15 protein-coding genes are annotated in these 14,661 nt (G+C 65.8%); 4 read left to right on the top strand and 11 right to left on the bottom strand.

Translation table 11 applies throughout. The annotated features are described in order from the left end of the window. Positions 1-8 precede the first annotated feature (8 nt). The 3 genes from ACT7DK_RS08130 to ald are packed head-to-tail and all read right to left on the bottom strand — an operon-like array spanning position 9 to position 2,564. Positions 9-695 (bottom strand): glutathione S-transferase family protein, encoded by a 687-nt coding sequence (locus tag ACT7DK_RS08130; RefSeq protein WP_445398069.1) that lies wholly within the window; start codon positions 693-695, stop codon positions 9-11. 10 nt (positions 696-705) lie between these two features. Further along, on the bottom strand, positions 706-1,431 hold the full coding sequence (locus tag ACT7DK_RS08125) for a glutamine amidotransferase-related protein (protein WP_445398067.1): 726 nt from the start codon (positions 1,429-1,431) through the stop codon (positions 706-708). 11 nt (positions 1,432-1,442) lie between these two features. Beyond that, positions 1,443-2,564: an alanine dehydrogenase gene (gene ald, locus ACT7DK_RS08120; protein ID WP_445398065.1), complete on the bottom strand. Its 1,122-nt coding sequence runs from the start codon at positions 2,562-2,564 to the stop codon at positions 1,443-1,445. A gap of 144 nt (positions 2,565-2,708) precedes the next feature. On the opposite strand from ald, the gene ACT7DK_RS08115 reads away from it, so the two are divergent. After that, positions 2,709-3,251: a cupin domain-containing protein gene (locus ACT7DK_RS08115; protein ID WP_445398063.1), complete on the top strand. Its 543-nt coding sequence runs from the start codon at positions 2,709-2,711 to the stop codon at positions 3,249-3,251. Here ACT7DK_RS08115 and ACT7DK_RS08110 read toward each other — a convergent pair. The 7 genes from ACT7DK_RS08110 to ACT7DK_RS08080 form a co-directional block, all read right to left on the bottom strand. Then, positions 3,248-3,787, bottom strand: coding sequence for a cupin domain-containing protein (locus tag ACT7DK_RS08110; RefSeq protein ID WP_445398061.1), 540 nt, complete (start codon positions 3,785-3,787; stop codon positions 3,248-3,250). The genes ACT7DK_RS08115 and ACT7DK_RS08110 overlap by 4 nt on opposite strands. Positions 3,788-3,797: 10 nt before the next feature. Continuing rightward, positions 3,798-4,646 (bottom strand): putrescine ABC transporter permease PotI, encoded by an 849-nt coding sequence (potI, locus tag ACT7DK_RS08105; protein WP_445398059.1) that lies wholly within the window; start codon positions 4,644-4,646, stop codon positions 3,798-3,800. Between the two features lie 3 nt (positions 4,647-4,649). Next, entirely contained in the window at positions 4,650-5,546 is an 897-nt protein-coding gene (gene potH / locus ACT7DK_RS08100; protein ID WP_445398057.1) for a putrescine ABC transporter permease PotH, read from the bottom strand. A gap of 6 nt (positions 5,547-5,552) precedes the next feature. Next, on the bottom strand, positions 5,553-6,674 hold the full coding sequence (potG, locus tag ACT7DK_RS08095) for a putrescine ABC transporter ATP-binding subunit PotG (protein WP_445398055.1): 1,122 nt from the start codon (positions 6,672-6,674) through the stop codon (positions 5,553-5,555). Between the two features lie 84 nt (positions 6,675-6,758). After that, a complete protein-coding gene (locus ACT7DK_RS08090) occupies positions 6,759-7,871 on the bottom strand; it encodes an extracellular solute-binding protein (RefSeq protein WP_445398053.1) in 1,113 nt (370 codons plus the stop codon). Positions 7,872-7,888: 17 nt separating this feature from the next. Next, a complete protein-coding gene (locus ACT7DK_RS08085; protein ID WP_445398051.1) occupies positions 7,889-9,253 on the bottom strand; it encodes an aspartate aminotransferase family protein in 1,365 nt (454 codons plus the stop codon). An 18-nt stretch (positions 9,254-9,271) separates the two neighbouring features. Then, a complete protein-coding gene (locus tag ACT7DK_RS08080; RefSeq protein ID WP_445398049.1) occupies positions 9,272-10,630 on the bottom strand; it encodes a glutamine synthetase family protein in 1,359 nt (452 codons plus the stop codon). Between the two features lie 215 nt (positions 10,631-10,845). On the opposite strand from ACT7DK_RS08080, the gene ACT7DK_RS08075 reads away from it, so the two are divergent. Genes ACT7DK_RS08075 through ACT7DK_RS08065 form a run of 3 tightly spaced genes read left to right on the top strand, consistent with a single transcriptional unit; the run spans position 10,846 to position 13,814 of the window. Then, complete coding sequence (locus tag ACT7DK_RS08075) at positions 10,846-12,204, top strand: glutamine synthetase family protein (protein ID WP_445398047.1); 1,359 nt, start codon at positions 10,846-10,848, stop codon at positions 12,202-12,204. A gap of 15 nt (positions 12,205-12,219) precedes the next feature. Next, entirely contained in the window at positions 12,220-13,494 is a 1,275-nt protein-coding gene (locus ACT7DK_RS08070; RefSeq protein WP_445398045.1) for an NAD(P)/FAD-dependent oxidoreductase, read from the top strand. Positions 13,495-13,553: 59 nt separating this feature from the next. Then, entirely contained in the window at positions 13,554-13,814 is a 261-nt protein-coding gene (locus ACT7DK_RS08065; RefSeq protein ID WP_445398043.1) for a DUF1289 domain-containing protein, read from the top strand. Here ACT7DK_RS08065 and ACT7DK_RS08060 read toward each other — a convergent pair. Continuing rightward, complete coding sequence (locus tag ACT7DK_RS08060) at positions 13,811-14,656, bottom strand: alpha/beta fold hydrolase (RefSeq protein WP_445398041.1); 846 nt, start codon at positions 14,654-14,656, stop codon at positions 13,811-13,813. The genes ACT7DK_RS08065 and ACT7DK_RS08060 overlap by 4 nt on opposite strands. Positions 14,657-14,661: the final 5 nt, after the last annotated feature.

The raw sequence follows: 14,661 nt of genomic DNA, 5'->3' as shown, positions 1-14,661 counted from the left end.
AGCGGGCTTCAGCCCGGGCTCCGCCGCCTGTCCTCGAGCAGGGTACCGGCCTGCAGCGCTTCCCGCTCGTGGTCCGGCTCCCGCCAGGGCTCCGCCAGGGCCGCCGCCAGCCAGTCCTGCATCGCCGGCAGCGCCAGGATGCGCTGGGCATAGCCGGCGGCGATGGGTGCCAGCGGCAACCGGTAGTTGATGGCCCGGAACACCACGGGCGCGAAGAAGGCGTCCGCCGCACCGAAGGCCTCGCCCGCCAGCCAGGGGCCGCCGAAACGCGCAAGCCCCTCCTGCCACAGCTCGTTCAGACGCTCGAGATCCTGGCGCAGGGCGCCATCCATCCCGTCAAGGGCGATATGCAGGCCGCAATTCATCGGGCACCGGCCGCGCAGGACGCCGAAGCCCGAGTGCATCTCGGCCACCGCCGACCGGGCCCAGGCCCGTGCCTCCCTGGCCTGGGGCCAGACGGCCGGCCAGGACTCGGCCAGGTACTCCACTATCGCCAGGGAGTCCCAGACGGTGAGGCTCCCATCCACCAGGCAGGGCACCTTGCCGCTGGGCGAGAAACGGCGAAACTCGCTCCAGTTGGAGCCTTCCCCGAAGGGCACCAGCCGCTCGGTGAAGGGGATGCCCAGCATCCGCATCAAGATCCAGGGTCGCAGCGACCAGGACGAATAGTTCTTGTTGGCGATATAGAGTTCCATGGCCTGCTCCTCAATCCGCTGGGTTGCCGGTTTCGTCCGGAACATGGGGACTCTCTCCCCGCAAAAAAGCCAGAATCATGCCCATCACCTCGGGGCCATGGTGGGGCTGCTCGACGGAATCCATGGCCTGGCGGTAGCGCTCGTCGTCGAACCGGTGCCGGCGCCGTTCCATCAGGAAACGGGCGTAGCCGGGGGTGAATTCCGGATGCCCCTGCACCCCCATCACCCGATCGCCCAAGGTAAAGGCCGCATTGGGGCAGAAGGTGGAGCCGGCCAGCAGCCGGGCCTGCCCGGGCAGGCGCAGCACCTGATCCTGGTGGCTCACCAGCAGCCGGTAACCGGGGGAGCCTTCGGCTCGCCAGCGGTAGCCGTGGTTGCCGATGCCCCAGCCGACCGGCGAGCGGTTCACCTCGCCGCCGTGCATCAGGGCCAGCAACTGGTGGCCGAAGCAGACCCCGGCCACCCGCTCTCCCGCCGCCAACAGCTCATGCACCCGGGCTTTCAGCCGTTCGAGCCAGGGGTAGTCGCCGAAGGCATCGTGGCGGGCCCCGCTGATGATCCAGCCGTCCAGCCGGGTGCCCGGGTCCGGCAGTTCACCGGCCTCGGCATCGAACACCTGGAGCCGGGCCGAGGGCACCACCTCGCGGATGCGATCGGAAAAGAGATCGGGATAGTCGCCACCGGTGCGGCTGAATTCCGGATCGATATGATCACAGAGCAACAATCCAAGCTGCATGAAGTTCCTCATCAAGGGTGCGCCAGCACGTCTTCCAGCGGGGTAAAGGGCAGCTCATGGGCCTCGGCCACCGCCAGGTAGCACAGCTTGCCGGCGTGCACGTTCAGGCCCCGGGCCAGGTGTTCGTCGTCCTGCAGCGCCCGCCGCCAGCCCTTGTTGGCCAGGGCCTGCACAAAGGGCAGGGTGGCGTTGGTCAGGGCGAAGGTCGAGGTACGCGCCACCCCGCCCGGCATGTTGGCCACACAGTAATGGACGATGCCGTCCACCTCATAGGTGGGCTGCCGGTGGGTGGTGGCCTTGCTGGTCTCGAAACAGCCGCCCTGATCGATGGCCACGTCCACCAGCACGGCGCCCCTGGGCAGCAGTTTCAGCATCTCGCGGGTCACCAGCTTGGGCGCCGCCGCCCCGGGGATCAGCACGGCGCCGATCACCAGATCGGCCCGGGGCAGCTCGGCCTCGATGGCATCCCCGGTGGAATACAGGGTCTTCAGGCCTGGGCCGTAGAGGCTGTCCAGCTCCTTCAGCCGCGGCAGGGACTTGTCGAACAGGGTCACATCGGCGCCCAGCCCCAGGGCCATGCGGGCGGCGTTGATGCCGACCACGCCGCCGCCCAGCACCAGCACCCGGGCCGGCGCCACCCCGGGCACCCCGCCCAGCAGCATGCCGCGTCCGCCCTGGGCCTTTTCCAGGCAATGGGCGCCGGCCTGGATCGCCATGCGTCCGGCCACCTCGCTCATCGGCGCCAGCAGCGGCAGGCCGCCCTGGCGATCGGTCACGGTTTCGTAGGCGATGGCGGTGCATCCGGACTGGAGCAGCCCCTCAGTCTGGGGCAAGTCCGGTGCCAGGTGCAGGTAGGTGAACAGCACCTGGCCGGACTTGAGCCGCCGGTACTCCTCGGCCTGGGGCTCCTTGACCTTGACGATCATCTCGGCGCGGGCGAAGAGCTCGGCCGCCTCCGCCACCAGTTCGGCACCGGCGGCAACATAGTGTTCGTCCAGCAGGCCGATGGCGGTGCCCGCCCCGCTCTGCACCAGCACCCGGTGGCCGTCCCGCACCAGCTCCTTGACGCCGCCGGGGGTCATGCCCACCCGATACTCGTGGTTCTTGATTTCCTTCGGTACTCCGATATCCATACCCACCTCTGTGTGTCGGCCGCGTTGTGCGTTAGAATGCGCGCGAGATCAACGGCATCGCCCTGATCTTGTTATAGAATCGATAGCGTTATCTTGCTCGCATCCGTTTTGACATTCAATTGGACTCAAGGAGAATTCCCGCAGATGGACATTGGCAATCGTCTGAAAACCGTCCGGCAACAGGCCCAATTGTCCCAGCGTGAGCTCGCCAAGCGCTCCGGGGTGACCAACGGCTTTATTTCCCAGGTGGAAAAAAACCAGGTCAGCCCCTCCATCGGCTCCCTGAAGCGGCTGCTCGACGGCCTGCCCATGTCGCTGGCGGAATTCTTCGCCGAGGCCGAGGACAACAGCAACCCCGTGGTGTACCGGGCCGAAGAGCAGCCCGAGCTGGGCTCCGGCAACATCGGCTATCGTCTCATCGGCGGCGGCTTTCCCGGCCGTGCCATCGGCCTGCTGCGCGAAACCATGCCCCCGGGCGCCGACACCGGCCCCGAGCTGCTCAGCCACGCCGGCCAGGAGTGCGGCGTGGTGATCCAGGGCAGGCTGCGGCTCACCGTGGGCAAACAGGAGTTCGAGCTGGGCCCGGGCGACGGCTACTACTTCGACAGCACCCAGCCCCACCGCTTCGTCAGCATCGGCGACCAGGCGCTGGAGCTGATCTCCGCCAATACCCCCCCTTCCTTCTAGAAGGTCGGCGGCGTGGCCGCCGACACCAGCTCGCACACCTCGGTGCCGATATTGCGAAAACGATGCGGCTGGCGGGTATCGAAGTAGTAACCGTCCCCCGCCCGCAGCAGGCAGCAGTGCTCGCCCACCGTCACCTCGATTTCGCCCCGCAGCACCAGCCCCGCCTCCTCCGCCTCGTTGCTCAGCATGCCGGGGCCGGTGTCGGCGCCGGGCGGATAGAGCTCCCGCTGCAGTGCAAGCCGGCGCCCATGCAGGGGGCCCACCAGCCACATCTGCACCTGGCCGCTGCTCATGGGCACCAGCTCGTGGTCGCGGAAGAACACCTGCCGTCGCGGCGCCTGCTCCAGGCTGAAGAACTCCCCCATGGAGATGGGAAAGCCGTCCAGCACCCGTTTCAGGGTGGCCACCGAGGGGTTCACCGCCGCCTGCTCGATCTGGGAGATCAGGCTGTTGTTGACCCCGGCGCGCTTGGCCAGCTCCCGTTGGGACAGACCGTGCCGGGTGCGCAGCCATTTCAGTCGTTCCGCCAGCTCCATGAGCCCTCCCCTAGCCGCCGGCCCGGGCGGCGGCGGCTTCCAGGGCCCGGCGCTTCTCGGCCCGGGCCATCAGCCACCAGCCGACAAAGGTGACCAGCGACACTATCAGTATGATGATGGTGGCCAGGGCGTTGATCTTGGGACTGACGCCCAGGCGCACACTGGAGAACACCACCATCGGCAGGGTGGTGGCGTTGGGGCCGGACACGAAGCTGGCAATCACCAGATCGTCGAGGGACAGGGTAAAGGCCAGCAGCCAGCCGGCGATGATGGCCGGGGCGATGATCGGCAGGGTGATCACGAAGAACACCTTGAGCGGCCGGGCGCCCAGATCCATGGCCGCCTCCTCCACCGACTTGTCCAGCTCCCGCAGCCGGGAGCTGACCACCACCGCCACATAGGCGGTACAGAAGGTGACGTGGGCAATCCAGATGGTGCCCATGCCCCGCTGGGCCGGCCAGCCCAGCCAGTCGCCCATGGCCACGAACAGCAGCAGCAGCGACAGCCCGGTGATCACCTCGGGCATCACCAGGGGCGCCGTGATCATGAAGGCGAAGCCGCTCTCGCCGCGAAAGCGGCCCATGTGGGTGAGCACGAAACCCGCCACCGTGCCCAGTACCACGGCGGCGGAGGCGGCGAAGAAGGCGATGGTCAGGCTCAGCCCCACCGCCTGCATCATCATCTGATCCTGCAGCAGCTCGCCGTACCAGCGGGTGGACCAGCCGGCCCACACCGTGACCAGGCGCGAGCTGTTGAAGGAATAGATGATCAGCAGCAGCATCGGCAGGTAGAGGAAGCCGAAGCCCAGCAGCAGGATCAGGGGGCGCAGCCGGGAGCGGCTGACGGGGATGGCGTTCATGGCTCAGTCCTCCAGCTCTTTACGTTGGGTCCGGTGGAACCACATGATGGGCACCATCAGCAGCAGCAACATGATGCTGGCCACCGCCGCCGCTATCGGCCAGTCGCGGTTGTTGAAGAACTCCTGCCACAGCACCCGGCCGATCAGCAGGGTATCGGGGCCGCCGAGCAGCTCGGGAATGACGAACTCCCCCACCGCCGGAATGAACACCAGCATGGAGCCGGCGATGATGCCGCCCTTGGTCAGCGGCACTATCACCGTGGCCAGGGTCTTCCAGGGCCGGGCGCCCAGATCCGCCGCCGCCTCCACCAGGGAATAGTCGAGGCGCATCAGGGCGGTATAGAGCGGCAGCACCATGAACGGCAGATAGGCATAGACGATGCCGATGTAGACGGCGGTGTTGGTGTTGAGGATCTGCAGCGGTGTGTCTGTCACCCCCAGCCAGAGCAACAGGTTGTTGAGAAAGCCGTTGTTGCCGAGGATGCCCATCCAGGCGTAGACCCGGATCAGGAAGGAGGTCCAGGACGGCAGTATCACCAGCATCAGCAGCACGTTGCGGGTGGACGGCCGGGAGTGGACGATGGCCCAGGCCAGGGGGTAGCCGATCAGCAGGCACAGCAGGGTCGACACCGCCGCCACCTGCAGCGACTGCAAATAGGACTGGATATAGAGGCTGTCGCTCAGCAGGAACAGGTAGTTGCCGAAATTCAGCACTATCTGCAGCTGATCGTTGGCGAAACTCACCACTTCGCCATAGGGTGGGATGGACAGGGCTGCCTCGGACAGGCTGATCTTGAACACGATGAGGAAAGGGATCAGAAAAAACAGCAGCAGCCAGGTGTAGGGCAGTGCTATCACCAGCCGGCGGCCGGTGTTCGAACGGGAACGGCGGTACATCATCACCCCCTAGATCAGCAAGACGGCGCAGCTGTCCGCCTCCCAGCGCAGATACACCCGGTCGCCCCAGGTAGGGTTGCCCTTGCGGTGCCGGTCCACGTTGGGCAGGGTGGCCAGGATACGCTTGCCCGCGGCCAGCCGCACATGGTAGATGGACAGGCTGCCGAGATAGGCTATCTCGTCGACGATGCCGCTCAGCCAGTTGTGTTCCTCGGCGGGCTGTTCGCGGCTCAGGTACATCTTCTCGGGCCGTACCGCTATCATCAGCGGCAGCCCCTCGGCGATGGACACGCCGTGGTTTATCCTGAGCGGCCGCTCGAGCTCGGCGCAGCGGATAAGGGCGCTGTCGGTATCGTTGTTTTCGAGGATGCCGTCGAACACGTTGACCGAGCCGATAAACTCGGCGCTGTAACGGCAGTTGGGGTATTCGTACACGTCGAGCGGATCGCCCACCTGCACCAGCCGGCCCTTGTTCATGATGGCGATGCGCCCGGCCATGGTCATGGCCTCCTCCTGATCATGGGTCACCATGACACAGGTCACCCCCACCTGCTCGATGATGTTGACTAGTTCGAGCTGCATTTCTTCCCTGAGCTTCTTGTCGAGCGCGCCCATGGGCTCGTCCAGCAGCAGCAGCTTGGGCCGTTTGGCCAGGCTGCGCGCCAGCGCCACCCGCTGACGCTGGCCGCCGGACAGCTGGTGGGGCTTGCGCCGGGCGAACTCCTCCATGTGCACCAGCCTGAGCATGTTGGCCACCCGCTCGGCGATCTCCGCCCTGGGCAGCCGGTCCTGCTTGAGGCCGAAGGCGATGTTGGCCTCCACCGTCATATGGGGGAACAGGGCATAGGACTGAAACATCATGTTGATGGGCCTGTCATAGGGCGGCACCTCGGCGATATCGACCCCTTCGAGCAGGATCTCGCCCTTGCTCGGCTGCTCGAAGCCGGCCAGCATGCGCAACAGGGTGGACTTGCCGCAGCCCGAGGCGCCGAGCAGGGCGAAGATCTCCCCCCGGCGAATCTGCAGGCTGACGTCATCCACCGCCGGCTGGCCGTCGAACAGCTTGCTGACCCCGCGGATTTCCAGGAAGGGGCTGTCCCCGGCCTGCTCTTCGTGACCGTTATCCGGCATGCTCACCTCCTTGAGAACCTTGTCGAATGGTGACGGCGCCGTTCCCGTGGTCCTCTGCCCGGGAGCGGCACCGCTCGGCCAGGCTTAACGTCCGGTCTTGACCCGGGTCCAGGCGCGGGTGATCACCCGGTTCACGCTCTGGGGCAGTATCTTGGCGGTATAGAGCTTCTCCGCCGCTTCCGCGGTGGGATAGATGCCGGTGTCGTTCAGGATCTCCTCGTCCACGAATTCCCTGGAGGCGCTGTTGGCATTGGCGTAGGCCACGTAGTTGGACACCCCGGCGATCACCTCCGGCTTCATCAGGTAATCGATGAGCTTGTGGGCGTTGTCCGGGTGCTTGGCATCCCTGGGGATGGTCAGCATGTCGAACCACATCAGCGCCCCTTCCTTGGGAATGCTGTAGGCCACGTTCACCCCCTGCTTCGCCTCGTCGGCCCGATCCCGCGCCTGCAGAATGTCGCCGGACCAGCCCACCGCCACGCAGATGTCGCCGTTGGCCAGATCGTTGATGTACTTGGAGGAATGGAAGTAGGTGATGTGGGGCCGCAGGCTCAGCATCAGCTCGGTGGCCGGGCCGTTATAGTCCTCGGTGTTGGTGCTGTTGGGATCCAGCCCCTGATAGTTGAGCGCGGCGGCAAAGATCTCGGTGGGCGCATCGAGGAAGGCTACCCCGCACTGGCTGAGTTTCTCCAGGTTTTCCGGCTTCATCACCAGATCCCAGGAGTCCACCGGCGCCGCTTCGCCCAGGGCTTCCTTCACCTTGTCTACGTTATAGCCGATACCGGTGGTGCCCCACAGATAAGGCACGCCGAACTTGTTGCCCGGATCCTTGTCTGCCAGCAATGCCATGATTTGGGGATCCAGGTTGCCATAGTTGGTCAGCTTGGATTTATCCAGCTCCATAAAGGCCCCGGCCTGGATCTGCCGGCCCATAAAGTCGCCGGTGGGCACCACCAGGTCGAAGCCGGTGTTGCCCGCCAGCAGCTTGGCCTCCAGCACCTCGTTGGAGTCGAACACGTCATAAGTGACCTGGATACCGGTGTCGGCGGTAAAATTGGCCAGGGTATCTTCCGCGATATAGTCGGACCAGTTATAGAAGTTGACCTGGGCCGGCTCCTGGGCCTGGGCACTCAGCGCCATGCCCACACCGGCCGCCAACAGACCCAATCGATAACCGTTTTGCACTTTGTTCGCCATGGTGTTCTCCGTCCTTGTCAGTTCATCAATGTCTGGTAAGTCAAATCCAGTGCCTGGCGGGCCTTGTCGACCAGCTCGTCGATCTCGGCCCGGGTGATCACCAGGGGCGGCGAGATGATCATGGTATCCCCCACCGCCCGCATCACCAGGCCCAGGTCAAAACAGTGCTCCCGGCAGATCAGCCCCGCGCCGGCCGCGCTGCCGAAGCGCCGGTTGTCGGTTTTGTCCGCCACCAGCTCCAGCGCCGCCACCAGCCCCAGGCCCCGGGTTTCGCCCACCAGGGGGTGATCCCCCAGGCTGGCCCAGGCCTGCTGCAGGTAGGGACCGGTATCAGTATGGACTCGTTCGACTATTTTTTCTCGCCGCATCACCTCGATACTGGCCAGCGCCACGGCGCAGGCCACCGGATGGCCGGAATAGGTGAAGCCGTGGAAGAACTCCCCGGCCCTGATGAGTCCCTCGGCCACCCGGGAGCCCACCCCCACCGCCCCCAGCGGTATATAGCCGGAGGTGATGCCCTTGGCCATGCACAGCAGATCGGGCTGCAGATCGTAGTATTCGCTGGCAAACCAGTGACCGGTGCGGCCGAAGCCGCAGATCACTTCGTCCGCCACCAGCAGGATGTCGTACTGCTTGCAGATGCGCTTGATCTCGGGCCAGTAGCTGGCGGGCGGAATGATGACGCCGCCGGCACCCTGGATGGGTTCGCCGATAAAGGCCGCCACCCGCTCGGGACCGAGTTCCAGGATTTTCTGCTCGAGCTGCCGGGCCCGCGCCAGCCCGAAGGCGTGCGGATCCTGTCCCTGCCCTTCCCCGAAGTGATAGGGCTGGTCGATATGGACGATGTCGGGCAACGGCAGCCCGCCCTGGGCGTGCATCGGCTTCATGCCGCCCAGGGCGGCGCCGGCCAGGGTGGAGCCGTGGTAGGCGTTGTGCCGGCTGATGATCACCTGCCGCCCGGGTTGACCCTGGCTTGCCCAGTAGTGGCGCACCATGCGCACCACGGTGTCGTTGCATTCCGAGCCCGAGCCGGTAAAAAACACATGCTGCATGTCGCCGGGCAGCAGCCCGGCCAGAGTGGCGGCCAGCTCGGTGGCTTGCGGATGGGTGGTCTGGAAAAAGAGGTTGTAATAGGGCAGCCGGCGCAGCTGCTGCTCGGCGGCCCGGATCAGCTCTTCCCGGCCGTAGCCCAGGTTGACGCACCACAGGCCCGCCATGCCGTCGAGGATGCGGTTGCCGTCCGCATCCCACAGATAGACCCCCTCGCCCCGCTCTATGACGCGGGTACCCTTGCGGTGCAGCGCCTGGCTGTCGGTAAAGGGATGCAGGTGGTGGGCGGCATCCAGCTCCTGCAGGCGGCGACTTCCTTGTTGCTCTGCCATGATCGGCTCCGTTCTCGGTTAAACGTTCAGCAGCAGGAACTCCCGTTCCCAGGCACTGATCACGGTGAAGAAGGCCTCGTATTCCTTGCGCTTGACCGAAATAAAGGCGTTGACGAAGCGGGGGCCCAGGATCTGGCGCAGATCTTCGCACTGCTCCAGCTCCAGCAGGGCCTCTTCCAGGCTGCGGGCCAGACCGAAGGGCATGTTGTAGGCACTGCCCTGCACCTGCGCGGTAGGCTTGAGCTGCTGCATCATGCCCAGGTAACCGCAGGCCAGGCTGGCGGCCAGGGCCAGGTAGGGGTTGGCATCGGCGCCGGCGAAACGGTTTTCGACACGCCGGTCCGCCGGCCCCGAACGCGGCACCCGCAGGCCCACGGTGCGGTTGTCCTCGCCCCAGGCCATGTTGCGCGGCGCCGAGTCCCCGAAGGCCAGCCGGCGGTAGGAGTTGACGTTGGGCGCGAACAGGGCCACGGCACTCGGTATATAGCGCTGCATGCCGCCGATATAGTGCAGAAACAGCTCGCTGTGGCTGCCGTCGGCGTTGGCGAACAGATTGTTGCCGTTGACGTCCACCAGGCTCTGGTGAATGTGCATGGCGCTGCCCGGCTCGTTCTTCATCGGCTTGGCCATAAAGGTGGCGTACACGTGGTGGCGCATCGCCGCCTCGCGCATGGTGCGTTTGAACAGGAACACCTGATCCGCCAGATCCAGGGCGTCGCCGTGGATGAAGTTCACTTCCATCTGGGCCGCCCCGGATTCGTGGATCAGGGTATCCACCTCCAGCTCCTGGGCCTCGCAGAAGTCGTACATCTCCTCGAAGATGGGATCGAACTCGTTGACCGCGTCGATGCTGAACGACTGGCGGGCGGTTTCCGGCCGGCCGTTGCGACCGATGGGCGGCTCCAGCGGGTAGTCCCAGTCCTCGTTCTTCTTCACCAAAAAGAACTCCAGCTCCGGCGCCACCACCGGGCGCCAGCCCTGCTCCTCGTAGAGCCTGAGCACCCGGCGCAGCACGCTGCGCGGGGCTATGTCCACCGGCTTGCCGTCGGCGTCGAAACAGTCGTGGATCACCTGGGCGGTGGGCTCGGTCGCCCAGGGCACCAGCCGCGGCGTGTTGATGTCGGCGTGCAGCTCCATGTCCCGTTCGGTCCAGTCGATGTTGTCGTCTTCCGGCCAGTCGCCGTTGACGGTCTGCAGGAAGATGTTCTCCGGCAGCCGCATGCCCCCTTCCTTCAGGAACTTGCTGGCGGGCAGTATCTTGCCGCGGGCGTTGCCGGTGAAATCCGGCAACAGGCACTCCACCTCGGTAATGGCGTGCTGCTGCATCCACAGCCGCAGCCACTCCATATCACGCTTTTCGGGATCTTGAACACTCATAACCAGGCTCATGGTTTAGGAAACAAAGGCAAGCATAGTCCATAATTGGCTAAAAATATGCTAGACATAGAAATTGCAGATCCGCAAACAAATTATCAGGCTGCGGGAAAGTAAACGAGATCGGGATCAAAATTGGCAAAAATATGGATATATTAAACACTGCTTGTCATGATTACCTGATAACAGGATTCGAATGACCCGTTAAGGATAACGCCATGAACAAGGCCCACAGCGCCAGACACCACCATGCCCCCGGCAGCCCCTGGTCGGACTTTCAGTCCGTCGACCTGATGCTGTGCGACATCAACGGCGTGCTCAGGGGCAAACGCATCCAGACCAGCGCCCTGGAAAATGCCCTGCGCGACGGCATCAGCCTGCCCGCCTCGGTGTTCGCCCTCGACATCACCGGCCAGACGGTGGAGGAAACCGGGCTCGGCTTCGCCCAGGGCGACAGCGATCGCGTCTGCCGGCTGCTGCCACACACCCTGGTGCCGGTACCCTGGCACAAGACCCCCTCCGGCCAGATCCTGATGACCATGGAGGAGAGCGACGGCAGTCCCTTCTTCGCCGATCCGCGCCACGTGCTGCAGAAGGTGGTGCAGCGGCTGCTGGACAAAGGCCTTCGCCCCTGCGTGGCGGTGGAGCTGGAATTCTACCTGGTGGATCAGAAGGAAGGTCCCGACGGCCTGCCCCAGCCGCCCATACTGCCGGGCACCGACGAACGCATGCACGACACCCAGGTCTATTCCCTCGACGATCTCGACAGCTGGGAAGACTTCCTGGTGCGGGTGGCGGAGGTGTGCCAGGTGCAGAAGATACCGGCGGACAACGCCGTGGCCGAATACGCCCCGGGCCAGTTCGAGATCAACCTGATGCACCAGAACGATGCCGTCGCCGCCTGCGATCAGGCGATACTGCTCAAACGGGCGATCAAGGCCATCGCCATCAAGGAAGGCATGTACGCCACCTTCATGGCCAAGCCCTACAACGGCCAGGCCGGCTCGGGCATGCACATCCACGTCAGCCTGCTCGACGAGGCCGGCAACAACGTGTTTTCCGACAACCACGAGCTGCTGCGCCAGGCCATCGCCGGCAACTGCAGCATGCTGCCCGAATGCATGGCGCTGTTCGCGCCCAACGCAAACTCCTACCGCCGGCTGCAGCCCCACATGTTCGTGCCGCTGCACGCCAGCTGGGGTTTCGACAACCGCACCGTGGCGCTGCGCATTCCCTCCGGCGACAAGAGCAACACCCGGCTCGAGCACCGGGTGGCCGGCGCCGACGCCAACCCCTATCTGGTGGTGGCGGCCATACTGGCGGCGGTGGATCACGGCATCGGCGAGCAATTGCGCCCGCCCGCCCCCATCCAGGGCGACGCCAACAAGCTCGACCTGCAGCTGCTGCCCTACCGCTGGCAGGACGCGCTCGACCGCTTCGCCCAGTCGCACCGCTTGTCCCAGTACCTGGGCAAGGATTTTCACCGCGCCTACCTCATCAACAAACGCCACGAGCTGGCCGAGTTCGACCAGCACGTCACCCCGCTGGAATACCAGTGGTATCAACATCTGGTTTAGCCATCCGGAGCCCTTATGCAACAGCACGCCGATTCCTACTACGCCGCCTCCATCAAGTACCCCCTGAGCTTCCCCCCGCTGGAGGAAGATCTGGATGTGGACGTGTGCATCGTCGGCGCCGGCATCACCGGCGCCTCGGCGGCGCTGGCCCTGGCGGAGCGCGGCTACAAGGTGGCGGTGCTGGAAGGCCGGCTGGCGGGCTGGGGCGCCTCGGGGCGCAGCGGCGGCCAGATGATCTTCGGCTACGCCTGCGACCAGCCCAAGCTCACCCGCCTGGTCGGCATGGAAACAAGCAAGGCACTGTGGGACATCTCGCTCGAGTCCATGACCCAGATGCGCCGGCGCATCCATGAGCACGCCATCGACTGCGATCTGGCCGACGGCCACCTGCACGCGGCGGTGAAGCCCCGCCATCTGACCGAGCTGGAGGCCTGGGCCGGGGATCTGCGCCGCCATTTCGGCTATGACGGACTCGAGCTGTGGAGCCGGGAGCAGGTGCGGGGGCAGTTGAACACCGAGGCCTATCTGGGCGGCCTCTTCGATCCCGCCAGCGGTCATGTGCATCCGCTCAACTACACCCTGGGGCTGGTCAGGGCGGCGAGCAAGGCCGGCGCCCGCTTCTTCGAGCACAGCCCGGTCACCCGCCTCGAACGGGGCGCCACCCCGGTGGCCCATACGCCCAGGGGCAAGGTGCGCAGCCGGCACCTGCTGCTGTGCGGCAACGCCTACCTCGAAGGACTGGCCCCCGAGCTGGAGCGCAAGATCATGCCGGTGGGCACCTACATCACCGCCACCGAGCCGCTCGGCGCCGAGCGTGCCCGCGACCTGATCCGCAACAACATGGCGGTGGCCGACATCAACTTCGTGCTCGACTATTTCCGCCTGAGCGCCGACCACCGGCTGCTGTTCGGCGGCCGGGTCAGCTACTCGCGCCTGGATCCCCTCAACCTGGCGGACGCCATGGGCAAGCGGCTGCGCCAGGTATTCCCCCAGTTGCAGGGCGTGAAGCAGCAGTACACCTGGGGCGGCTACGTGGGCATCACCATGAACCGGGCGCCCCACTTCGGCCGCCTCGACCGCAACCTCTATTTCGCCCAGGGTTTCTCCGGCCACGGCATCGCCCTCACCGGCATGGCCGGTACCCTGATGGCCGACGCCATCGCCGGCAGCGCCGAGCGCTTCGACCTGTTCGGGCGCATCCCCCACCACGATTTTCCCGGCGGCCGGCTGCTGCGCACTCCCGCCCTGGTGCTGGCCATGGCCTGGTACCGGCTGCGGGATCAGCTCTAGCCGCTTGCCGATGGCGGCGAAATATGCTCCATTGAGCAGGGTGAAGGAGGGGGTGAACTATGGAGCAGCTGGAGTTTTTTGACGTACCCAGCCCCTGTATCGGCGTATGCCAGGTGAACAACAGGGGCTATTGCAAGGGCTGCTTTCGCAGCCGGGAAGAACGTTTCAACTGGCTGACGTTCACCCCGGCCCAGCGCCGCGACGTCATCCGCCTGTGCCAGGACCGCCGGCGCCGGGTGCTGGCCGCCGCCCGCAAGAAACAGCTGGAGCTGGAGCTCGCCCAGCAGGACAACCCGCCCCAGGACTCGCTGCCGCTTTAGGCCGACAACCGCTCCCCTATCCACCGGGCGATCCGCGCCGCCGGCGCCGGCTCCAGGTGCAGATGATGGCCGCCGGCCAGCACCTCGAGCTCCAGTTGCGGCACCAGACCAAGCTGCGCTTCGACCCGTGCCATGCCGATGCCCGAGTCCGCCATCACCAGCAGCACCGGCATGGACAGCCGGCGCAAAAAGGCCGCGATTTGCGCCTCGCACAGCCGCACCAGCGACGGCTGGGTCAGCGCCAGATCGCTGCGCCAGTACCAGCCGTCGGCCTCCTCGCGCAGGCCCCGTGCCAAGAGCCAGGTGGCCGCCTCGCGGCGCACCGGCCAGCGCCCGCCCATGCGCGCCCGCACCGCCTGCTCGAAGCTGGCATAGGGCCGCAGGGCACGCCGTTGCAGCCGGCCGCTTTTCAGCAGCGCCTCGGCCATCTGCGCCGGCAGCTCATCGGCCGGATACGCGAGGGGCGCCAGGCCGTCCAGCAGGAACAATTGGCTGACCCGCTCGGGAAAGGCCCCGGCGAACAGGCTGGCCACCCCGGCGCCCATGGAATGGCCGAGCAGCGCGACCCGCGCCAGCCCAAGCTCATCCACCAGCGCCAGCACGTCGGCCACATTGTCCCAGATATAGTAAGGCTGGCCGGCGGGCCGGTGGTCGGAAAGACCGTGGCCGGCCAGATCCAGGGCGATCAGCCGGACATCGGGCAACAACCTGGCCAGCAGGGTAAAGCCGGCCGCGTTGTCGAGCCAGCCATGCAGGGCCACCAGCGGCACGCCCCCCGGGTCGCCCCACTCCATCACCGCCAGCCGGCGGCCCTGGTGCTCGAATTGCCACGAACGGTGCATGGGCG

Source organism: Zobellella sp. An-6 (assembly GCF_052487945.1).
Note: the sequence above shows the minus strand (reverse complement) of the source record. Positions and strands in the feature narration are given on the sequence as shown.

What these genes read in the sequence shown, in the direction of transcription:
- ACT7DK_RS08130 (WP_445398069.1), bottom strand. Translation starts at nt 695, where the DNA reads ATGGAACTCTATATCGCCAACAAGAACTATTCGTCCTGGTCGCTGCGA.
- ACT7DK_RS08125 (WP_445398067.1), bottom strand. Translation starts at nt 1,431, where the DNA reads ATGCAGCTTGGATTGTTGCTCTGTGATCATATCGATCCGGAATTCAGC.
- ald (WP_445398065.1), bottom strand. Translation starts at nt 2,564, where the DNA reads ATGGATATCGGAGTACCGAAGGAAATCAAGAACCACGAGTATCGGGTG.
- ACT7DK_RS08115 (WP_445398063.1), top strand. Translation starts at nt 2,709, where the DNA reads ATGGACATTGGCAATCGTCTGAAAACCGTCCGGCAACAGGCCCAATTG.
- ACT7DK_RS08110 (WP_445398061.1), bottom strand. Translation starts at nt 3,787, where the DNA reads ATGGAGCTGGCGGAACGACTGAAATGGCTGCGCACCCGGCACGGTCTG.
- potI (WP_445398059.1), bottom strand. Translation starts at nt 4,646, where the DNA reads ATGAACGCCATCCCCGTCAGCCGCTCCCGGCTGCGCCCCCTGATCCTG.
- potH (WP_445398057.1), bottom strand. Translation starts at nt 5,546, where the DNA reads ATGATGTACCGCCGTTCCCGTTCGAACACCGGCCGCCGGCTGGTGATA.
- potG (WP_445398055.1), bottom strand. Translation starts at nt 6,674, where the DNA reads ATGCCGGATAACGGTCACGAAGAGCAGGCCGGGGACAGCCCCTTCCTG.
- ACT7DK_RS08090 (WP_445398053.1), bottom strand. Translation starts at nt 7,871, where the DNA reads ATGGCGAACAAAGTGCAAAACGGTTATCGATTGGGTCTGTTGGCGGCC.
- ACT7DK_RS08085 (WP_445398051.1), bottom strand. Translation starts at nt 9,253, where the DNA reads ATGGCAGAGCAACAAGGAAGTCGCCGCCTGCAGGAGCTGGATGCCGCC.
- ACT7DK_RS08080 (WP_445398049.1), bottom strand. Translation starts at nt 10,630, where the DNA reads ATGAGTGTTCAAGATCCCGAAAAGCGTGATATGGAGTGGCTGCGGCTG.
- ACT7DK_RS08075 (WP_445398047.1), top strand. Translation starts at nt 10,846, where the DNA reads ATGAACAAGGCCCACAGCGCCAGACACCACCATGCCCCCGGCAGCCCC.
- ACT7DK_RS08070 (WP_445398045.1), top strand. Translation starts at nt 12,220, where the DNA reads ATGCAACAGCACGCCGATTCCTACTACGCCGCCTCCATCAAGTACCCC.
- ACT7DK_RS08065 (WP_445398043.1), top strand. Translation starts at nt 13,554, where the DNA reads ATGGAGCAGCTGGAGTTTTTTGACGTACCCAGCCCCTGTATCGGCGTA.
- ACT7DK_RS08060 (WP_445398041.1), bottom strand. Translation starts at nt 14,656, where the DNA reads ATGCACCGTTCGTGGCAATTCGAGCACCAGGGCCGCCGGCTGGCGGTG.